This is a genomic window from Methanothermobacter thermautotrophicus (assembly GCF_014889545.1).
In the GTDB taxonomy this organism is placed as follows: domain Archaea; phylum Methanobacteriota; class Methanobacteria; order Methanobacteriales; family Methanothermobacteraceae; genus Methanothermobacter; species Methanothermobacter thermautotrophicus_A.
On the sequence record NZ_QKOF01000003.1, the window covers coordinates 14,929 to 35,796 of the forward strand.

At 49.4% G+C, this 20,868-nt stretch carries 19 protein-coding genes; 6 read left to right on the top strand and 13 right to left on the bottom strand.

Translation table 11 applies throughout. The annotated features are described in order from the left end of the window. Nucleotides 1-5 precede the first annotated feature (5 nt). Entirely contained in the window at nt 6-1,016 is a 1,011-nt protein-coding gene (hypE, locus tag DNK57_RS00975; RefSeq protein ID WP_192961198.1) for a hydrogenase expression/formation protein HypE, read from the bottom strand. Between the two features lie 319 nt (nt 1,017-1,335). Here hypE and DNK57_RS00980 point away from each other — a divergent pair, with 319 nt between their 5' ends. The 5 genes from DNK57_RS00980 (at nt 1,336) to DNK57_RS01000 (ending at nt 5,759) form a co-directional block, all read left to right on the top strand. Next, nucleotides 1,336-1,719 carry a 30S ribosomal protein S8e gene (locus DNK57_RS00980; RefSeq protein WP_192961199.1) on the top strand — a complete coding sequence of 128 codons (384 nt, stop codon included), beginning with the start codon at nt 1,336-1,338 and terminating at the stop codon, nt 1,717-1,719. A 19-nt stretch (nt 1,720-1,738) separates the two neighbouring features. After that, on the top strand, nt 1,739-2,410 hold the full coding sequence (gene polB2 / locus DNK57_RS00985) for a DNA polymerase PolB subunit 2 (RefSeq protein WP_192961200.1): 672 nt from the start codon (nt 1,739-1,741) through the stop codon (nt 2,408-2,410). Nucleotides 2,411-2,581: 171 nt separating this feature from the next. Further along, a complete protein-coding gene (locus DNK57_RS00990; RefSeq protein WP_192961201.1) occupies nt 2,582-3,262 on the top strand; it encodes a TIGR02253 family HAD-type hydrolase in 681 nt (226 codons plus the stop codon). A gap of 103 nt (nt 3,263-3,365) precedes the next feature. Continuing rightward, nucleotides 3,366-4,931, top strand: a complete 1,566-nt coding sequence (locus DNK57_RS00995; RefSeq protein ID WP_192961202.1) for an ATP-binding protein — start codon at nt 3,366-3,368, stop codon at nt 4,929-4,931. A gap of 15 nt (nt 4,932-4,946) precedes the next feature. Then, entirely contained in the window at nt 4,947-5,759 is an 813-nt protein-coding gene (locus tag DNK57_RS01000; RefSeq protein ID WP_226890964.1) for a hypothetical protein, read from the top strand. A 59-nt stretch (nt 5,760-5,818) separates the two neighbouring features. Here the strand turns inward: DNK57_RS01000 and xth are convergent, their stop codons facing one another. From xth to DNK57_RS01060, 12 genes are all read right to left on the bottom strand, one after another. Further along, complete coding sequence (xth, locus tag DNK57_RS01005; protein ID WP_192961204.1) at nt 5,819-6,592, bottom strand: exodeoxyribonuclease III; 774 nt, start codon at nt 6,590-6,592, stop codon at nt 5,819-5,821. A 150-nt stretch (nt 6,593-6,742) separates the two neighbouring features. Next, on the bottom strand, nt 6,743-8,653 hold the full coding sequence (feoB, locus tag DNK57_RS01010) for a ferrous iron transport protein B (protein WP_192961205.1): 1,911 nt from the start codon (nt 8,651-8,653) through the stop codon (nt 6,743-6,745). 42 nt (nt 8,654-8,695) lie between these two features. Further along, nucleotides 8,696-9,412 (bottom strand): metal-dependent transcriptional regulator, encoded by a 717-nt coding sequence (locus DNK57_RS01015; protein ID WP_226890926.1) that lies wholly within the window; start codon nt 9,410-9,412, stop codon nt 8,696-8,698. A 124-nt stretch (nt 9,413-9,536) separates the two neighbouring features. Beyond that, entirely contained in the window at nt 9,537-10,130 is a 594-nt protein-coding gene (locus tag DNK57_RS01020) for an acetate uptake transporter (RefSeq protein ID WP_192961207.1), read from the bottom strand. A 52-nt stretch (nt 10,131-10,182) separates the two neighbouring features. Further along, nucleotides 10,183-12,087, bottom strand: a complete 1,905-nt coding sequence (gene acs / locus DNK57_RS01025; RefSeq protein ID WP_192961208.1) for an acetate--CoA ligase — start codon at nt 12,085-12,087, stop codon at nt 10,183-10,185. A 134-nt stretch (nt 12,088-12,221) separates the two neighbouring features. Continuing rightward, nucleotides 12,222-13,886 carry a thermosome subunit alpha gene (gene thsA, locus DNK57_RS01030; RefSeq protein WP_192961209.1) on the bottom strand — a complete coding sequence of 555 codons (1,665 nt, stop codon included), beginning with the start codon at nt 13,884-13,886 and terminating at the stop codon, nt 12,222-12,224. Between the two features lie 200 nt (nt 13,887-14,086). Further along, a complete protein-coding gene (locus DNK57_RS01035) occupies nt 14,087-14,500 on the bottom strand; it encodes a hypothetical protein (protein WP_192961210.1) in 414 nt (137 codons plus the stop codon). A 41-nt stretch (nt 14,501-14,541) separates the two neighbouring features. Continuing rightward, nucleotides 14,542-15,762, bottom strand: coding sequence for an FprA family A-type flavoprotein (locus DNK57_RS01040; RefSeq protein WP_192961211.1), 1,221 nt, complete (start codon nt 15,760-15,762; stop codon nt 14,542-14,544). Between the two features lie 125 nt (nt 15,763-15,887). Next, nucleotides 15,888-16,706, bottom strand: coding sequence for a 4Fe-4S binding protein (locus DNK57_RS01045; RefSeq protein WP_192961212.1), 819 nt, complete (start codon nt 16,704-16,706; stop codon nt 15,888-15,890). A gap of 99 nt (nt 16,707-16,805) precedes the next feature. Beyond that, complete coding sequence (locus DNK57_RS01050; RefSeq protein WP_226890927.1) at nt 16,806-17,339, bottom strand: putative ATP-dependent zinc protease; 534 nt, start codon at nt 17,337-17,339, stop codon at nt 16,806-16,808. 31 nt (nt 17,340-17,370) lie between these two features. After that, complete coding sequence (locus tag DNK57_RS01055) at nt 17,371-18,759, bottom strand: cyclic 2,3-diphosphoglycerate synthase (RefSeq protein WP_192961214.1); 1,389 nt, start codon at nt 18,757-18,759, stop codon at nt 17,371-17,373. A gap of 165 nt (nt 18,760-18,924) precedes the next feature. After that, nucleotides 18,925-19,233: a UPF0058 family protein gene (locus tag DNK57_RS01060; RefSeq protein ID WP_192961215.1), complete on the bottom strand. Its 309-nt coding sequence runs from the start codon at nt 19,231-19,233 to the stop codon at nt 18,925-18,927. 308 nt (nt 19,234-19,541) lie between these two features. Here DNK57_RS01060 and hisD point away from each other — a divergent pair, with 308 nt between their 5' ends. Next, nucleotides 19,542-20,816 carry a histidinol dehydrogenase gene (hisD, locus tag DNK57_RS01065; RefSeq protein WP_192961216.1) on the top strand — a complete coding sequence of 425 codons (1,275 nt, stop codon included), beginning with the start codon at nt 19,542-19,544 and terminating at the stop codon, nt 20,814-20,816. Nucleotides 20,817-20,868: the final 52 nt, after the last annotated feature.

The window sequence follows — 20,868 nt, forward strand, 5'->3', positions numbered from 1 at the left end:
GGCCATCAGCAGACCCTCGGGACAGGATCAGCCACTGGGGCCTCAAGTATCCTTCTTCCACCGAGGCTGGTCTCAAGGATCACATGCTTATCCTCTGTTACTTCACCTATTATCTGGGCCCCCTCACCGTAGGGAGCGCTCCTGACAGCCGCCAGGACTTCCTCAGCGTATTCAGGATCCACGCCGATGATAACCTTGCCCTCATTTGCAACCTCGTAGGGGTCTATTCCAAGCATCTCAGAGACGGCCTTAACCTCCTCCCGCACGGGTATGCTGTCCTCATCCAGGACCATCCCAACACCCGATTTATCTGCCATCTCATTGAGGGCATTGGCTATACCACCCCTTGTGGGGTCCTTCATTGCCTTAACACCCCCAACATTCAGGGCGGCCTCCACGATGCCCCAGACAGGAGCCACGTCTGATTCGAGGTCTGTTTCGAATCCGAAGCCCTCACGGAACGCCATGAGAGCCATCCCATGGTCCCCAACACTGCCACTCAATATGATCTTATCACCGGGGCTCAGTCCTGAGTCCCTGACTGTTTCACCACGCCCGGCGACACCTATACCTGTGGTTGTTATGACCATCCTGTCAAGTTTGCCCTGTTCCATGACCTTGGTGTCACCTGTGACAATGGAAACCCCGGTCTCCCTTGAAACGGAGTCCATGGACTTTATGATCCTCTCAAGATCCTCCCCGGGGAATCCCTCACTTATTATCATGGCATTTGCAATTGCAAGGGGCCTTGCCCCCATGACCGATATATCGTTGACTGTACCTGCAACGGCTATCCTGCCTATGTCCCCTCCCGGAAAGAACAGGGGGTCAATGGTATGACCATCTGTACTTATAACGATCTCATAATCCCCCAGGGGTATGCTCGCACCGTCGTCGAGGTCCTCGAGGCCAACTCCACCGTTAACCCTTGTGTTCTGGATGTTTGAGAGTATTATATCTGAGATAAGATCCTGCATCACTTCTCCGCCTGCACCATGGGACATGCCGATTTTCATAGATTCACCTTGCATAATCTCTTGCTATAGGGTATCTTGCTGATGGTATAAAACCTTTCACGGACCTCTGTTAAGTACATTATTTGTGGCGGATGGAAAAATTACTGGCTGTGGCTGCAATATGGTTAAAATTGGATGGGATGGATAAGGTCATGATCCCTTAAGGCATGAGGGCATGCTTATCTTCCATCATGATCACCTCAAGCACAATCTTTTTAAATGGTGCTCCCCATACTATAGATAAATTTATCTGTACTGAGTCACTAAGTTTCTTAAACTCAGTTTTACTGATTCTTGTATGAATGATTGAGGTGAAATAATGGCAATCTGGCAAGGTAAATCAATGAAAAAACCCAGTGGCGGAAGAGCCAAGATGAACCGTGGTAAAAGGAAGTATGAACTTGGAAGGGAGCCTGCTGAGACAAAGATCGGTGACAGGCGTGTAAGGATGATAAGGACACGCGGAGGCAACACCAAGGTCAGGCTCGCTTCAGATACAAGGATAAACGTGGTTGACCCTGAAACCGGTAAGGTTGAAATTGCAGAGATAAGGAACGTCGTTGAGAACACAGCAAACCCCCACTTCGTAAGGAGGAATATCATAACCAGGGGTGCTGTTGTTGAGACAAACCTTGGAAACGTCAGGGTCACATCAAGGCCAGGTCAGGACGGTGTCATAAACGGAGTCCTGATCAGGGAATAAGAAAGATTAAACCCCCGCGGTGTCCCCATTGTCTAAGGCGGAGGATGAGATACTCTCCCAGGTGAAAAGGTTCCTGAAACACATAAACACTAACCTCCCTGAGGGCATGGAACTGGAATTTGAGGGCTTCTACCGCAGGGGCTTCTTCGTAACAAAAAAGAGGTACGCCCTCATAGAGGATGACACAATAGTTGCAAAGGGTCTTGAACTTGTAAGGCGTGACTGGGCACCCATAGCTAAAAAAACCCAGCGAAAGGTCCTGATGGCCATCCTCAGTGATGGATCCCCTGAGAAGGCCAGGGAGATAATAAGGGAAGTCGTGGGGCGTATAAGACGGGGTGAAGTGGAACTCGATGACCTGGTGATACACACCCAGATCACAAGGGACCTCTCTGAGTACAAACAGATAGGTCCCCATGTCATCGCTGCAAAGAGATCCCTGGAGAAGGGAAGGCGTGTTGAGAGGGGCTCCATAGTGAGGTACATCATCGTGAAGGGAAGGGGCCCCATAAGTCAGAGGGCCTTCCCGGTTGAGGACGCAGGGGACATGGAATACGACCCCGACTATTACATTGAAAACCAGGTGATGGCTGCGGTATCACGCATAATGTCATCCCTGGGTTACTCCACAGAGGATATTAACTCGTTATCCTCTGGTGAAAGGCAGAGCAGCCTGGACGCATTCTTCTAATCCTCTGAAATAATTTATCTGATCTGCTGGAGTTTTTTATACTATTTTTCATTTCTCTTTTTCATTTAAAAAGACCACCCCCCTTTTTACTGATTCACGCACCCAGCATTAAACCAACAATGTTATAATTGATTAGTTATAGAGTTTTATCACAGAGAAGTAGGTGGGACGATGCTGAAGGCGGTTTTCTTTGATATCGATGATACACTGTATGACACCTCAGGATTTGCTAAACTTGCAAGAAAGGCTGCCCTTAACGTCATGATAGATGCGGGTCTACCACTAACACAGGAGGAGGCCTACAAGCTTCTCAGGGAGATAATCTCTGAGAAGGGATCAAACTATGACAGGCATTTCAATGTCCTGACAAAGACGGTCTTCGGTGAGGAGAAACCATTGCTCATTGCCCTTGGAATGATAACATACCACAACGTCAAGTTCGCCCTACTGAGACCCTTCCCCAACACCACATCCACCCTAATCGACCTCAAAAGTAAGGGGTACAGGTTAGGTGTTATCTCAAACGGTATAACGATAAAGCAGTGGGAGAAGCTCATAAGACTCGGCATCCACCACTTCTTCGATGAGGTCGTCACTTCAGACGAAGTGGGCTTCGAAAAACCCAACATAAGGATCTTTGAGGAAGCCCTCAGGAGGATGGGATGCAAACCCGAGAGGTCAGTGATGGTTGGTAACAAGTTCAATGAGGACATACTGGGAGCCGCAAATGCGGGTATGGCAGCCATACTGGTCAACTCAGAGTTAACGGACGCAGAAAGGGACTACGTTGAGAAGAAGGGCCTTGATGTTACGGTCATAGATGATATCAGTCAGCTTAAGGAGATCCTTTAGTTTCTTTTCATATATGGGGGATTTCAGTGGGCTCTCCCCGTTCCCATGAAATCTCTCATCCGCGGGGGATGAACATGATGGACATTGATAAGGGGGATGAATCATGAACTGCGAAGGATACTACCACGATGAGAACATGGTTGAAATCTTTGAGGAACTGAAACAGCCAAAAACCCTTGAAGAGCTGGGTTTATCCTATTTCTTTGTAAGGGACCTTATACTTAAGATAATGTTAACCTACGGGACCGTTAAAACCCAGAGAATTACGGATATAACTGGCATACACCTTGATATACTTGAAGAGATCCTGGGTCAGATGGAGAAGGACGGATTCTGCGCCCAGGTTGGGGGCAGTTTTCTCTTCTCCAGTGTCGAATACACCCTCACAAAGAGGGGTGTTGAGAAGGCCCGCCTTGTAATGGAGGAAAACCCCTACATGGGGATAGCCCCTGTACCATATGAGAGATACTTTGAGCTAATGGATAAACAGCTCAGTAACCGTTTCCCCATAAGAATACCTGATGAGGTCATTGAAGGAACCTTCAGGGATGTGGTGGGACTATCCTATGCAAAGGAGTGCCTTGTGGATTCCTGCACAGTGGGTAAGGGACTCTTTGTCTATGGGGCTCCGGGTACAGGGAAGACATTCATAATAAGCAAGGCCTCAGACCTCCTGCCCCCCATAGTGATCCCCCGCTTCATAGAGTTCAGCGGGAGGGTTATACAGATCTATGCCCCTGACTTCCACAGGCCATGCCCTGAAGAACCCGAGGACCCCAGATGGATAAAGATACACGCACCCTTCGTTTTCACTGGCTCTGAATTAAGTTTAAATGAACTGGAGACAACCTACAACATGAGCAAGGGGGTATATGAGACTTCACCCATCATAAAGGCCAATGGGGGAGTCCTTCTCATCGATGACCTTGGAAGGCAGCGGGATGACCATGAGGTGATCCTCAACCGCCTCATAGTCCCCCTGGAGAACAGGAAGGATGTGATCTATATAAGGGGCGTCCCGGTTATATTCCACACCCACTTCATACCTGCCTTCTCAACAAACCTGGATGTCAGCATAATGGACGAGGCCCACCTCAGAAGGGCCCCCCTCCACATATTCCTCAGACACCCTCCAGTTGAAAACGTTGCAGAGGTTTTCAGGCGCAATCTTGATGAAATAGGGGAGGAATACGATGATGAGGTTGTTGAAAGGATTAAGATGGTCTACACCCCTGTTGCCGATGGAGGGGAGGGTCTACAGCCCAGCTATGCCCATGCAAGGGACCTTGCCCAGATAGCACAGGCAGTCAGAATCAACATGGGAAAGGAGAAGGTGGACCTTGAGGTGATTGAGAGGGCCCTTGATAAGCACGTTCTGATAGCCCTCCAGAGGATGGATATTGATATAAGCCAGGTGCATCACAGCATAAGGACATTTCGTATCATTACAGGCGACCCTGATAGCGCCGAGAGGGTCTTACGACTCTACGGAGCTCTTACAGTTGCAAGGGAGGACGGGGCCGTCCTTGCAGATTTTGAGGACTCGATAAGTCCTTCACAGCTCCTTGAACACCTTCAGAGTCAGGGAGTGGCCACAAGGCGGGTAGATGTCATCTCTGAGACCAAGAGGGAAATTAAGAAGGCTATACTTGAATACGGTGACGGTTGACCGGTTGTGTTTTTGATGGATGCACTGCTTGTGAACGTGGCGGTTACGGTACTGGTATCCCTGGGTGCATGGTCCTTCCTTGAATTCATCCCCAATCTGCTTCCAGGGGAGGTGGGAAGGCTGGCTGCACGCCTCAGACCACTCCCCTCAGGCGTGATGGAGGTGACCCACCACATCAACCTTCTGAGAACAGGAAGACCATGGCAGCGCTTCATGGCCCGTGAGGTCATAGGTGAACTCTTCAAAATCAGGATACGTGAACTTGAGGCTCTGAAGTATGAGGAGTGGAGGAGTGAACTTGAATCCCAGAAGGAGCTAATGGAAAGGCGCGAGCTAAGCGACGATGAGATCCTCCACATCGAGGCAGGGAAGGAGATGCTTGGAAATTCAGAAGTTGAAGTGCAGAGGCCAGAGGGGGCTGTTTATCCCACACCCTGCGAGGAGGAGTTCATAAGGATCAGAAATCATAAAAAGGAATTCCTGGATGATCTGAGGGTCAGATACTCTGATTTCAGGATATGGGCCCCCAGGAACAGGGATATCCTGAGGTACATACAGGAGAAGGTTTTCAGGAGGGAGGAATTTGACCTTGAGAGCCTGAGGGACCACAGCAGGGAATGGGCCCTCGTGAACATCTGGGGCATGGAACCTCCCCGGAGTTACCCTGAGGAGGAACTCCTTGAGGACTTGCTGCTCTACCTGGAGCTGAGGGGTGATGATTCAACTGCAATCAAACTGGCCCGTGCCCTTGTCGCTAACAATGACTCCCTGATGTACCTTGATGAGGTTATAGGTACCGTTTCAGCATGGAAGACCAGAGGGAACTGATACTCTTCAGGATGGTAATTTTTTGCTGTTCCCCCATTACCTGAATGTTCCCATGCATATTATATTTCTATTTCCAGTCCGATCGGGCAGTGGTCTGAGCCCATGACATCTGAGAGTATCCAGGACCTTTTAACATTCCCTGCGAACTCCTGGTTTACAAAGAAGTAGTCGAGTCTCCATCCAACGTTCCTCTCACGGGCCCTTGTCCTGTAGCTCCACCATGTGTACTGTCCCGGTTCACTGTTGAACATCCTGAAGGTGTCCACGTAACCGTTTTCAATGAACTTATCGATCCAGGCCCTTTCAATGGGGAGGAAACCTGATACATTACTGTTCTCCTTTGGCCTTGCAAGGTCTATCTCCCTGTGGGCTGTGTTGAAGTCGCCACATATAACCACGTTCCTTCCCGAGTCCCTCTCCCGGTTGACGTCCTCAAGGAATGCGTCATAGAATTCCAGTTTATACTTCAGTCTTTCATCTGACATCTTTCCATTGGGGAAGTATATGTTGTAGAGGAGGAAGTCGTCAAAGTCGGCGATCTGTATCCTGCCCTCTGTGTCGAACCTCTTTATACCGAAGCCCTCCCTCACTGAAGAGGGAGGTATCCTTGTGTACATGGCAACCCCGCTGTAACCCTTCCTCTCGGCAGGGGTGAAGAAGCTCATGTAGCCCTCAACGTGCCTGAGCTTCCTGGGGAGCTGTTCAGGCTTTGCCTTGATCTCCTGGAGGCATAGGATGTCTGGATTCTCATTCATGAACCATTCAAGGAACCCCTTCCTGTGGACTGCCCTGAGGCCGTTTACGTTCCAGGATATTATTTTCAGCACTGTCATTATACCACCTAATTATTTCTGTCAAGCAGATTAAATATTGGCACATGGCCTCTGTATTTGCTTATTCTTTCTGCTACCACACCCATATGCTTTATTCTGATATCCAGACAGGTTTTTAGGGGCTCTGTTCATGAATTCTGCATATGCAGGCTAAAATATGAGTGGCAGTATCCTTGCAAAGATCCCGCCCAGGAATATCGCTGTTCCAAGGTTTGCAAGGGTTATGATGGATGTTGATCTCCAGCCGAATTCCCTGGCAAGTATTGCGATTGTTGAGAGGCATGGGAAGTAGAGCATGCCGACCAGGGTCAGGACGAGGATCTGGGGTGCAGTGAGGGCGGCCCCTATGTTTGTCCCAACCAGTGACACCAGCCCAAGGAGTATGAACTCCTTCCTGACGGCCCCCAGTATCAGGAGTATGCCTGCAAATACCGGCAGTTTAAGCCATCCGACTGTGAGTGGTGCCATGAAGGCGCTGATGGGATTGAGCCATCCAAGGGCGTATAGTAACTGTATCATGGAGCTTCCAATGATGTATATGGGGAATACAAGGTAGATCAGGGATTTTGTCCTTATCCAGGTCTGCCTTGCTATTACACGGAATGAGGGCATTTTAAGGGAGTGCATTTCCATTATAAGCCCGGTCGTTTCCCCTGGAAGTGCCTTGAGGGCCACCTTACCCATTATGAATATTATAAGCAGGTCCAGGGCGTAGAGGCCTATGGCCCACCATACATTCACGAAGAGGGCTACGAGTCCAAGGATGAGGATGGTCCTTGCAGCGCACGGTGCGAAGGATATTGCGAAGGCTGCAAGGAGTCTCTCCCTGTGGGTCTCGAGTATCCTTGTGCTGTCAATTGCAGGGACGCTGCACCCGTACCCCAGTATGAGGGGTATGAGGGCCTTCCCATGGAGCCCTATCTTCCTCATGAAGGCGTCCATCATGAATGCCACCCTGGTGAGAAGACCCGAGTTTTCAATGTAGGATAGCATCAGGTAGAAGGGTATGACGAAGGGTATCACCAGGGTCAGACCAGCCACGATACCACCGAAGGCCCCGTTCCATATTATCGATTCAATGGAACCTGAAAACTGGGGGTCAACGGGTTGGAAGAACCCGAAGATGCCTGTGAGTGTATCTGAGAGGAACTCCCCGACAACGAAGGTCCAGAGAAGGAGTCCCCCGACAACCATAACAGATGAGATGTAGCCGTAGACGGGGTGCGTAAGGAAGCTGTCAAGGCGCTCTGATAGTGATGGCTTGATATCCGCCTGCCTCTGTGCACCTGCAGCTATCATGCTGGAGATGGCGTAACGTTCTGAAGTTATAACTGAAAATGCTGGTTCGCCGTGTATGTCCTCTATTTCAGCTGCCAGTTCTGATGCAAGCTTTTTAACGTCCTCGGGCATCATTGCTGTTATCTGGGGGTCGTTTTCCAGCAGCTTTATTGCAACCCATCGCCTTGAATATCCCTCCGGGATTTCAGGGAGGGTATCCATTAGCTTCCTTATACGGGTCTCGATCTCCTCTCCGTATTCGATTATCCTGGGCTTTATTCTTTTATCAGCCACTTCAACCGTCTTACGGAGTAGCTCCTGGAGTCCCCTCCCCTTAACTGCAACTGTGGTTACCACCGGCACGCCGAGAACCTTCTCCAGCTTCTCCTCATCTATTGTTATCCCCTTCTGTCTGGCCATGTCCACCTGGTTGATGCAGATTACCATGGGAACCTCCATTTCCATGAGCTGGAGTGTGAAGAAGAGGTTCCTCTCGAGGACAGATGCGTCAAGCACATTTATGACAACGTCAGGCCCTTCCTTGATTATGAAGTCCCTTGATACTATCTCCTCCATGGAGTACGTTGAAAATGAGTATATGCCTGGCAGATCGATTATGTGGATGTCCCTTCCCTGGAATTTCAGGTAGCCCTCTGCCCTTTCAACGGTTTTCCCGGGCCAGTTGCCGACTATCTGGTTTGAGCCTGTCAGCTGGTTAAAAATAACACTTTTCCCCACATTGGCGTTTCCTGCAAGTGCAACGGTTATCTCAGATTTTTTCATTGCCAAGACCTTCTAACTGTTCTATGAATGCACATCTGAGGCTCAGTCTTCTGTTTCTATGAAGACGTTATCTGCTATATTCCTTCCCAGGGCCACCCTGGATCCCCTGATCTCCACCTCCACGGGTCCCTTGAGGGGCGCCCTTTTTATCAGGGTGAGGGGGGCTCCAATGGTTATCCCCATGTCCATTAGCCGCCTCACAACCCTGTAGTCACCCCTTATGAAGGATACCTTTCCACTCTGGTTTTCATCCATCTCTGTGAGGGATTTCAGGTTTTCGTCACGGCAGCCTATTTCCTCGATATCAGCTTCCTTCATCTCAATGCATTCTTCGCATGTCTGGAATTTGAATTCGCATGCAGGGATGGGCTTTTCATCCGGGCACTCTCCTGGCATGTTAAGAAGATGGCACAGGGCCCTTTCAGCATCATCTGAGAGTGAATGTTCCATCTCACAGGCCTGTCTGTGTATCCTCTCCCTTTTTATTCCCAGAACGTCATGGAGGAATCTTTCAAGGAGCCTGTGCTTTCTTGTTATTTTACGGGCGATCCGGTATCCCCTATCGGTGAGGACGGCTCCCCTGTATGGTGAATATTTAACATATCCATTTGAGTCAAGTTTTTTAAGCATCTGTGTTACACTTGCAGGGGCGATTCTCATTTCACGGGATATATCTGTCGTGGTAACGGGCTTCCTTGAGTCTGAGAGCCTGTAGATGGTTTCAAGGTATTCCTCTATATTTTCACTGAGATGCTTCATTAGGTTCACCTAAAGCCTTGCTGTTAGTTTAGTTGAACCTAATTCAATATAAGGTTTTCTAAAACAGGCGAAAAAAATTAGTGAATGGTTTCCCCTAAGGAATTTGAGTGGAAACCATTCATGTTCAGATGGGTAGGATGTCCCTTCCATGGGTCTCGTTTATAACCTCTGCAAGGCCCACGTACATTGCGGCTGCACCGGTGAATATGCCCTCATAACCTGCCACAACTGTTATAAGTGTTGAACCGGTAATTTCACCAGCAGTGAGCAGGAAGAAGAGCACAGCAAGGCTTATGAATATTACCTGGATGCCCCTTTTGAGTTTGAGGGTTGCTATGAACATCACCAGGGTGAATAACCCCCACATGAAAAGGTATGATGCCATTGCAACCGGGTCGGCGCTGGCTGCTGCAGTCCCTGATGTTTCAAGGAACTTGAGGTTAGGGATCACCAGGAGGAGCACCAGTGACCACCAGAACAGACCATATGATCCAAATGCAACCGTACCGAATGTGTTACCCTTTCTGTATTCCATCACACTTGCAAGTATCTGGGCTATACCCCCATAGGCGAACCCCATTGCAAGTATCATGCTGTTTATGGGAAAAAGACCTGCGTTGTGCAGGTTCAGCAGTACGGTGGTTATACCAAACCCCAGAAGTCCAAGGGGGGCCGGGTTGGCGGTTTTATCTGATATAACCACTTCTGTTTCACGCATATTCTCACCTCATCTATCAATATTATGAATGGGCATGAGATGGTTCATTCATCTATTCCTCGAGGGTTGAGGTATCGCCGAGGTCCTCTCCTTCCTCCCTGGCCCTCAGTATCCTCCTCATTATCTTACCGGACCTTGTTTTTGGGAGCCTGTCAACCTGGACCATCTCTCCTATAACCGCAACGGGTCCGAGTTCATGGCGAAGGTGTCTTTTCAGTTCCTCGATGAGGGCGGCGTTCAGTTTATGCCCCTTCTTGAGTATGAGGAACGCCTTTATGACCTCCCCCTTGATTGGGTCGGCCTTGCCTATAACCGCGGCCTCTGCAACTGCAGGGTGTGCCACAAAGACAGATTCAACCTCCGCAGTACCTACCCTGTGCCCTGCTATATTCAGGACGTCATCTGATCTTCCCTGGATCCAGAAGTATCCATCCTCATCCTTCCTTGCCATGTCACCTGCGGTGTACACTCCACCAGGGATCTGATTCCAGTAAACATCGATGTACCTCTCCTCGTCGTTGAAGAGGGTTCTGAACATGGCGGGCCATGGCTTTCTGATCACGAGGAAACCGCCCTTACCCAGGGGTACCGGTTCGCCCTTCTCGTCAACCACGTCGGCCTCTATGCCTGGCAGGGGCTTTGTAACTGAACCCGGTTTAAGGGGTGTCACAGGCAGGGGCGCTATCAGGTGCATCCCTGTCTCGGTCTGCCACCAGGTGTCAATTATCGGGCACTTCTCCCTTCCGATATGCTTGTGGTACCACATCCATGCCTCGGGGTTTATGGGTTCACCGACCGTGCCGAGTATCTTTAGGGACTCAAGGTTGTAGCGTTTCGGGTGCTTGTCACCGAACCTCATGAGGTGCCTTATTGCTGTTGGCGCCGTGTAGAACTTGGTGACACCGTATTTCTCAACTATGCTCCACCATACGCCGGGGTCGGGATAATCAGGCGCTCCCTCATAGATGAGTGTTGTGGTTCCAAGTAGCAGCGGGCCATAGACAACATAGCTGTGACCGGTTATCCATCCGATGTCTGCTGTACACCACCAGAGGTCCCCGTTGTGGATGTCAAAGGTCATCTCCAGGGTTGATGCGACCCCCACCATGTATCCGCCTGTTGTGTGCAGAACACCCTTTGGTTTCCCGGTACTTCCTGAGGTGTAGAGTATGAATAGTGGATCCTCTGCATCCATCTCCTCTGCATCGCAACGGTCCCCTTCACCCTCTATGAGCTTATCAAAGAGTATTTCACGGCCACTTATATCGGACATTTCAATGTCAATGTCTGTGTGCTTCACAACCACAGTTGTTTCTATGGTTGGACACTGGAGTATGGCCTCGTCCACTATGGGTTTTAGTTCTATAACTCCACCCCTTCTGTAGGTCCCGTCGGCTGTTATTATGATCTTTGCCATGGCATCGTTGAGGCGTTCCACCAGGGCCCCCACGCTGAGACCGGAATATATGACGCTGTGGACGGCGCCTATCTTTGCGCAGGCAAGCATTGAGATTACAAGTTCAGGACACATTGGAAGATACAGTGCAACTGCATCGCCCTTCCTGATTCCGAGACTTTTGAGGGCATTTGCGGTCCTGTTAACCTCACGGTACAGTTCATAGTAGGTTAACTTTCTTTCATCTCCCCTCTCGTTCACATAGAGGATGGCGACCTGGTTTCTCTTGTCTGTGTTAAGCCACCTGTCAACGGCGTTGTATGTCATGTTGATCTTACCGTTGACGAACCACTTGTAGAATGGTTTGTTGCTATCATCGAGGACCTTGTCCCATTTCCTGAACCATTCGAATCTTTCAGCCTTCTCGGCCCAGTATTTCTCATGGTCCTTTCCCTTTTCGAGCTCGGCCTCCCAGTTTTTTATGTGGGCCTCCTCCACAACTGTGTAGTGGGGTTTGAAGACCCTGTTTTCTTCCAGGAGAACTGAGGTATCCTTTGACATTTTTCATACCGCCATCTTTTTCTTGGTTGATAGTAGTAAGTTTCTCTCAACTTATATATTTTACTATTATTAATCATGATAGATAATATTTATAATGTGAATTTTATTAATAACTTCGAAAAAAAAGAAGCGGGTTACATCATGGGGGGCATTCCACCCATTCCACCCATTCCACCCATTCCACCCATTCCACCCATTCCACCCATTCCTTCCATATCATCCTCGTCCTTTGATGAGACATCAAAGCCCCTGGCGGCTATCATGTCATCGATACGGAGGATCATCTCAGCTGCCTCAGCTGCAGACTGGATGGCCTGCTTCTTGACCCTCTGGGGCTCTATCACTCCGGCCTCCTTCATGTCGATGATTTCGCCATCGAAGACATCGATTCCCATGTATGGTGACTCCTCATGAGCTGCCCTGAGGTCAACGAGGACGTCGATGCTGTCAAGACCTGCGTTCTCTGCAAGGGTCTTTGGCACGATTTCAAGGGCGTCTGCAAAGGCTGATACTGCCAGCTGTTCCCTGCCGCTTATGGTGTCAGCATACTCACGCAGTTTCCTGGCGATTTCAACCTCAGGCGCTCCTCCGCCTGCAACAACCTCCCTGTCCTCAATTGTGGATGCAACGACTCCTATTGCATCCTCAAGGGCACGCTCCATTTCCTCTGCAACATGCTTGGTGCTTCCCCTCAGTATTATGGAGATGGCCTTGGGGTCCTTACATTCTTCAATGAACGTGAGGACTTCATCAAAGATCTTCTTCTCGTAGATAACGCCGGCCTCTCCCAGGTCTTCTGCTGTGAGGTCATCGATGTTGGTGACGAGCCTTGCGCCTGTGGCCTTCTCAATACGCTTGATGTCTGACTTCTTGACCCTCTTGAGGGCCATTATTCCTTCACGTGAGAGGTAGTGGAGTGCAAGGTCATCGATACCCTTCTGACAGAACACGACGTTGGCGCCTGAGCTCTTTATCTTCTCAACCATGTCTCGGATCATCTGCTCCTCCTGTTCTATGAAGGCCTGCATCTGTGATGGGTCTGTTAGCCTTATCTTGGCATCGGTTTCAAGGTCCTTAACCTCTATCGGGTACTTGAGCAGGGCTATCCTGGCGTTTTCAACTCTCTTTGGCATTGATGTGTCTGCCCTTGACTTGTCAATCACTATACCGTTCACGATTCTTGACTCGTTCACTGATGCTCCCTGTATCCTCTGTATGTTAATGTTGTCCTTGTCGATTTCACCGTCCTCTTCGACCTGCATTACTGCGTCAACAACGAGTTCAGCAAGTTTTTCCTTGGCCCTCTCTGAACCCTTTCCTGTCATGGCTGTTATTGCAACCTTCATGAGGGTGTCCCTGTCGCTTGCTTCCATTGATATTTCTTCAAGTATCTCCTGGGCCTTCAGGGCCGCATTCCTGTAACCAAGTGCTATGATTGTTGGGTGCACACCCATTTCAATTAATTTTTCAGCTTCCTTGAGCAGTTCACCCGCTATTATTACTGCAGTGGTTGTGCCGTCCCCCACCTCGTCTTCCTGGGTCTTTGCGACCTCAACCAGCATCTTTGCTGCGGGGTGTGAGATGTCCATTTCCCTGAGGATCGTAACTCCATCATTCGTAATCACGATGTCTCCGAGGGAGTCCACCAGCATCTTGTCCATACCCTTGGGTCCAAGGGTTGTCCTCACGGTTTCCGCGAGTATTTTACCTGCAAGGATGTTGATTCTCTGGGCTTCTCTTCCAACGTAACGGCTTGTATTCTGTGGTAATATGAATATGGGCTGCTGTCCCTGTGCCATTAAATCACCTCTTAAATAAATAGCATGCAATTATCCATGGGTTTAAGGTTCTATAAATAATTTGTGTAGAAGATGCTGGAAGATCAGGGCTTGAGTTAAATTTTTTTGGAAGATAGAATTCTGGGAGGTTTCAGCAGCGGTCCAGGAGATGGAAGATATCCCTACTTCATAAGATAATTAAGAGTGAAGAAGGGATTTGATTAACGGTTGGGGAATATCTTCGGCAGGAAGGTCTGGCAGAAGTCAGGTGTCAGCTTTGAGGTTTCATGCTCAAGTTTTTCAACTATCTCCTCTTCAAGTTCAGGTGTCCTTGATGTCTCAACAGTGAAGGCCTCGTTGTCGATCCAGAGTCTGAGTGACTCCTGGCCCATGGTCATACGGAATTCAACGGTGTTACCCCTCTCAATATCACCTATTATGTCCTCCATGATCTCATCTGAGAGTTTCAGGAGCTTCCTGCCCTCAGGTTCATATGTTCTCTTTGATGTCCTGATACTGGTTATGCGCACCGGTGCGCACCCCTCCTCCCTTATTGTCTTTCGGACGGTCCAGAAGAGGCTCACAACAATTTTCTTCTCAGGGTCATGGCTGCCCTTAAATTTGATTGATTTCATTAAATCACCGCATCCTTCATCGTCAGTCATTTCTTTGAATGCTACATTTTCCTTATCCTCTCACCGATGGTCTTACCGATGCTGTAGCATTCATCCAGGTCTTCCCCGGTGGGGACATAGTTGACCTCAAAGGTTTCAGCAACCTCAAATCCTGCACCTGAGAGCTCCTCCTTCAGGGTTCTCACTGCACCTCCACCCCACCCCTTTGATCCGAATACAACCGCAAGCCTTTTAAAGCCTGTACGATCAAATGTCAGTCCCCTGAGATAGTATATCAGATCGCCAAGGCTTGGAAATGGTCCGTTGAACATTGTGGGGCTTCCGATGAAAACTGCCTTGCTCTCAAGGATGTTCTTCACAATCTCGCTCCTCTCATCCTCATGAAGGAAGTGCATTGACACGTCCACGTCCGCCGCCATCAGACCCTCTGCCATGGCATGTGCCATCATGGCTGTGGAGTGGTGCATGGTGTCATAGATTATGGTGGCCTTATCCCTGCACTTACCTGTTGCCCAGTCAGTGTATGCCCCTATTACCTTCATGGGGTCAGTCCATATCTGGCCGTGGGAGGGTGCTATCATCCCTATCTTCTCAAGGAGGCCCAGTTCCTTGACCTCATCCAACTTCCTGAGTACCAGGGGGGAGAGTGGTGTTAAAAGGTTTGCGTAGAATTTCAGGGCAGCATCCATCAGTACAGCGTCAGGAACGTCCCTATCAAAGCGTTTGCTGATGCAGAGGTGCTGTCCAAAGGCATCATTTGAGAATAGAATGCCGTCCTCCTCCAGGAGGGTGAACATGCTGTCTGGCCAGTGTAGCATGGGTGCCTCAAGGAATGTGAGGGTTTTTCCCCCGAGATCGGTGCTGTCCCCTGTTTTAACGGTCTGAAATGGGGTATCCTCTGGTATGGGGTAGTGCTGTCTGAGGCCCTCAGCCGCCTTTGCAGTGCAGATTATCTCTGAGCCGTACCTCTTCAGGACCTCCATGATGGAACCGCTGTGATCCCTTTCAATGTGGTTCTGGATTATGAGGTCAATCCTTTCATCCCTTCCTTCCCTTTCAAAGGCGTCACTTATTCTTCCGAACATCTGTGAAGAGGTTCCAGGGTAGGTGTTGTCGACCAGCGCCACCATCTCATCCCCAAATATGAGGTAGGTATTGTAGGTTGTGCCCTCCAGGGTGTAGCCATGGTAGCTCCTTATGTCCCAGTCCATCACACCAACCCAGTAGACACCATCCGCAATTTTCACCGCATCAGCCTTCATATTAAACACCATCTGTTTATATGTTGAAACTCATTATTAAATTATGCAAGTTTTTTATGGGGAGTGGACTCATGGCTGATCTTGATTTGAATTTTTTTTGTGATGATAAAGGAGGTTCTCAAAGATTAGGCCTTATCATTTGTCCTTTCTTCCAGCTTCTGCCTTAACTTCATGAATTTTGATCGGACCGTTTCATAGCCCTTACTGTAGAATGGACAGCTCTCTATGCAGTAGGTGCATCCCTCACTGCATCCAAGGCATCTATCCTCAAGGAGCAGAACTGTGGATCCACAGCAGGTATCTACCTCCACCAGGGCATCCTCAGGACAGGCCTTTATGCATTTACCGCACCTTGAACAGTACTCAGGGATCCATGAATGCTCACTGGCCTTCTGAGGAAGGTTGGATATGCTCGTGAGCACTGCGGATACCTTCTGGGCCGGGCCATTTTCTGGACCTATGAGAAGGCCGTTAGTCCCCTTAAAACCAATACCTGCATTCTGGGCCAGGGATGTGAGATCCAGGAGTCCACTCATGGGGTGGATGGCCACGGCACCGTATCCATTCTCTCTGAGGTAATCTGAAAGCCTGAAGGTTAAATCGGCAAGTTCATCGTAGAGTCTGTCATTCAGGGACTGGGCCTCCTCACCGGGAGGGGTGCCTATCAGTTCATCATCCATCTTCAATGTGAATACCACAGCATTTCTGTACTTAAAATCATCTGCAAGGATAACCGCAGGGGTTATGGGCGCATAACCTATGTTGACTATACCGAGTGAACGTGCGTAATCCTCAAGTCTGCTCAGGAATTCTCTGCTGGCTGCGGTGGATGGTGTTTCAGGTTCAGGAACCTCTGACTGGTCAGGGTACTCAAGAAATCCACAGCTGCAGCCGCATCCACTGATGGTCTTCTGTGCATCTCCACAGCAGTTATTTTCATCCATTTAATCACCTCAGTTTACATGTGAATGGATGTTCATATTTATATTTACGGATATAATGGCCATGTGTCTTCAGTTATCAGGTATGGATGTTTGCCCGGTTCACTCCTCTATCTCGTACTCAAATTCCCAGAAGGGGGTGCCCCTCGATTCATCACCCTCAAGGTGCTCCATCTCATGGGCAACGCCATAGGCACCTGATCCTGTGAACTTGAGGGGTTTTTCCAGCCTTTTAAGCCGGATCTTAAGGTCAAGGGGGTCAAGGACGGCCCTCAAAATGTAGTCACCATCCACAACAACACGGTAGGGTCTCATCACAAGCTCCCTCTCGTTCCTGGAACCGCACTTCTCAAAGCGGTAAACTGTTCCCTCCTCACTGATGATCCGGGGATTCAGAAAAAGGTACACTATCTCAAGGGTCCGGCCGACCATCTCATCCTCATCAAAGCGGGTGACCTTCTCCTTTATGGCCATGAACCTGCCGGAGTTCTTCCTCAGACTCCAGTCCCCACCGAATCTTATGGAGAAAAGAAGGGGTAGGAAGGCATCAGGGGGGATCTGGAGTTTCTCAATAACCCTCTTCTCAGTGAGGGTGAACCTGAGGAGTTTCTTCAGATCAGCATCGTCCAATAACATCCCCCTCTGGTCTGCAGTGATACATGGGAATTCATGGAGTCTTTTTAAGGTTGAAGTCGGCTATCGCCCTTTCCACGACGGAGATTATTGCCTCATCAAGTTCATCCTGGGTACCATCTTTAACAACGGGGATGTTGTCACAGTAGATGACCTCGAGTCCGGCCTCAAGGGCGTCCCTGGTTGCAACGTCAACTGCAGCTGCCTTGAGTTCAGTCAGCATCACATCAGCGTCACCTATGTACCTCTCTATGTCCCTCTGAAGGAGGGGCCTGTTTGATAGGTGCGGTGTGGTGCCCACAACCCTGCAGCTGTACTCTGATTCAAGGTATTCAACCAGGAGGTCCTTCACTGAGTCAGGGGCTGTTGTTGCAAAGAGCACATTCTTACCCCCAATTTCGCCAAGGGGCTTTGGCCTGAAGACCGTTGTTATGACCTCAGCTTCGGGGTTTATGGATTCAATGAACTCGACTATCTCCCTGACCTTTTCCTCCCCTGCCATGGGCTCCTCGCACATGGTGACTATAACAAGATCCGCAAGCTTAATCCTGAAGGGCCCGAAGAAGTTCTTTATGTTTATGAGGGGCTGGTTCGCGCCCACAAGGACTATGTGGCGGTTTGATTTCACGGGTGGGATGGCTGCACCGCTTCCTTCAAGGATAACAAAGTCTGCATCCAGTCTGTTGGCGGTTTCGGCGCCACGCTTCATGTTGGTTATGAAAACATCCCCCACCATACCGCCCCCGCATCGTCTGCAGCCAACAGTGAGTATCCTGCTCATGAGGGCATCCTCCCAGTGGTCAGAGGCTGCATGCACACCCCTATCTGACTGCTCCATAAGGAACTCGGGGGTTATCTCGATCCGGTCGCCATGGACTATTTCAGGTTCCTCAGGGCCCCCACGGCCCATAGCAACGACACATGGGTTGTACTGGCGCTCATGGATCAGACGGGCGGCATAGGCGGATACTGCAGTTTTACCTATCCTCTTACCTGTGCCAAGTATCTTGAGTGAGGGCTTCTCAAGTATCTCATACTCTGTCAGGGGCTGGAATTCGAAGTCAGGGCCCCGGTAGACTGCACCCTCACCAAGGACGACTGAGGCTATCCTGAACCTCTTGGAGTAGTCAAGGACTGGCTCATCACTGAGGTCCATGACGGTGTCTGCCCCATACTTTCTTATGAGTTCTCCTATGAGTTTGTAGGGAATCCTGTGGGGGTCATCACCGAAGTGGACCGGCCTTCCCATCATTTCAGTGTATTCCTCAGGTGAGGATGTCCTGAGCTTCTCTGTCCCACCAATGAAGATCAGGGCCTTCACATCAATGTGCTCCATTGAGTCAAGGGTTTCAACAGCTGCCCTTGTCACAGGCAGGTAGTGCTCTCCATCAACAAGACAGATCATGGTTTCTGTGGCCTTCATAAATAAACACCTGCTAGTATCTCTGTTATTAGGTATGGGTTTAGGTGGTATTAAAATAGGAGGCTGGTATCGTAGGAATATTGTAGATTTGAGTAATATTTAGCTGGCTGGCACCACTCCTGGCTACCAGAGGAAAATGGGTTTTTAGTGAGAGTAGAAACCTGTTTACTTGGCCTCGAGTTTGGCCTCCATCTTGACTACTTCTTTCCTTGATCTCCTTGCAAGCTCTGAGAGGCCATTCACAACATTTGGTGGAAGATTGTTACCTTCCTTCTTGGCGAGGATCTCGGAGATGGCGCTTGAGAGCACAAAAATAGCGTACTTATGTTCGGCCTTGGTACGGTGAATGTGGTGGGGGCTGATGTTCAGAGAGAAGTACTCCTCGCATTCATCCTTTATATCATATCCATTCTCAAGGTACTTCAAGACATATACCAGAAATTGGTGCAGTTGTATCATTTCATCCTTATACATGGTTACCAGCCTCAGTCTCCTTATAAGTGTGTATTAAACTTATTATTTAAAAATTTTGGTCTAATGGATGCCCCCTTATCAAAATTAAAGAACGAACATAGATTAATATAAAAATTGCAAATAGTAGTCTTTTCCATGAGATAAATTCCACCCATCAACTAAGGTTTAAGTCAAAGCATATAAATAAATGTTTATATTACTGAAATTATTCAAATTATTAAGTGGATGGGGTGCTTCCCTAAATTCTTAAAAGGGAATGGCTCCATAAAACTAACCATTCACCCTAACTTTTTCACTGGAGGATGCTGATGAAGATAACAGAATTTGATCACAGACGGATTTCTGAACTTGTTGAAAGAGCAAGGCTTGACGTTGATGAGGTCATCGGACCAGTGGCAGACATCATATCCATGGTGAGGGAGGGTGGTGACGGCGCCCTCCGGGAACTCACCCAGAAATTCGATGGCGTGACCGTTGATAACTTCAGGGTCAGCCAGGAGGAGATAGATGAGGCCCACGAAAACCTCGACCAGGGGGTTAAGGAGGCCCTCATGGAGGCAGCCATGAACATTGAGGAATTCCACAGAATGCAGATGCCCTCCGATTGGATGTCCGAGGTTAGACCGGGGGTCATGGCTGGCCAGGTGGTGCGCCCCCTTGAGAGTGTGGGCTGCTACATCCCGGGTGGAAGGGCTGTGTACCCCTCAACGATACTCATGACCGTGATACCTGCAAGGATAGCAGGTGTTGAGAGGATAGTATGCTGCACCCCGCCGGCAGGGGACGGTTCGGTACCCGATGCGGTTCTCGTGGCAGCCGACATGGCGGGGGCCCATGAGATCCACCGTGTTGGGGGAGCACAGGCTGTTGCAGCAATGGCCTACGGCACAGAAACCATCAGATCGGTCGATAAAATCGTGGGACCAGGTAACATCTTTGTAACCGCTGCAAAGAAACTGGTCTACGGTGAGGTGGACATAGACTTCCCTGCAGGACCATCAGAGGTCCTCATAATCGCAGATGAAACTGCCATCCCCGAGTACATCGCCCTCGAAATACTTGCACAGGCAGAACACGACCCCCAGGCAGCAAGCGTCCTTGTAACAGACTCCAGGGACCTTGCCCTTGAGGTGAAGGGGATGGTCCATGAAAACATTAAATACATGGAAAGGGCCAATATCATAAGGGAGTCCCTTGAAAGGTACGGGATGATAGTTTTAACAGCCGATATCGATGAGGCTGTGGAGTTCAGCAATGCATACGCCCCCGAACACCTTGTTATAATGACGGATTCTCCAGAAGAAACACTGGAGGGTATCCGTAACGCCGGATCCATATTCCTGGGTGACCTGTCCCCTGTGGCTGCAGGGGACTACGGGTCAGGCACCAACCACGTGCTTCCAACCTCAGGTTGTGCAAGGATGTACTCGGGTCTCTCCACAGAATCCTTCATCAAAAAGCCAACCGTACAGAGGATAACCCGGGAGGGCCTCCAAAACCTCAAGGGAAGCGTCCTGAAACTTGCAGAATACGAGGGCCTCCAGGCCCATGCCGAATCCTTCAGGAGGAGGCTCAGGGACTGATTACTGAGTTGATCTAAAACTCTGATAATGCACAGATTCATCAGAGACCCTA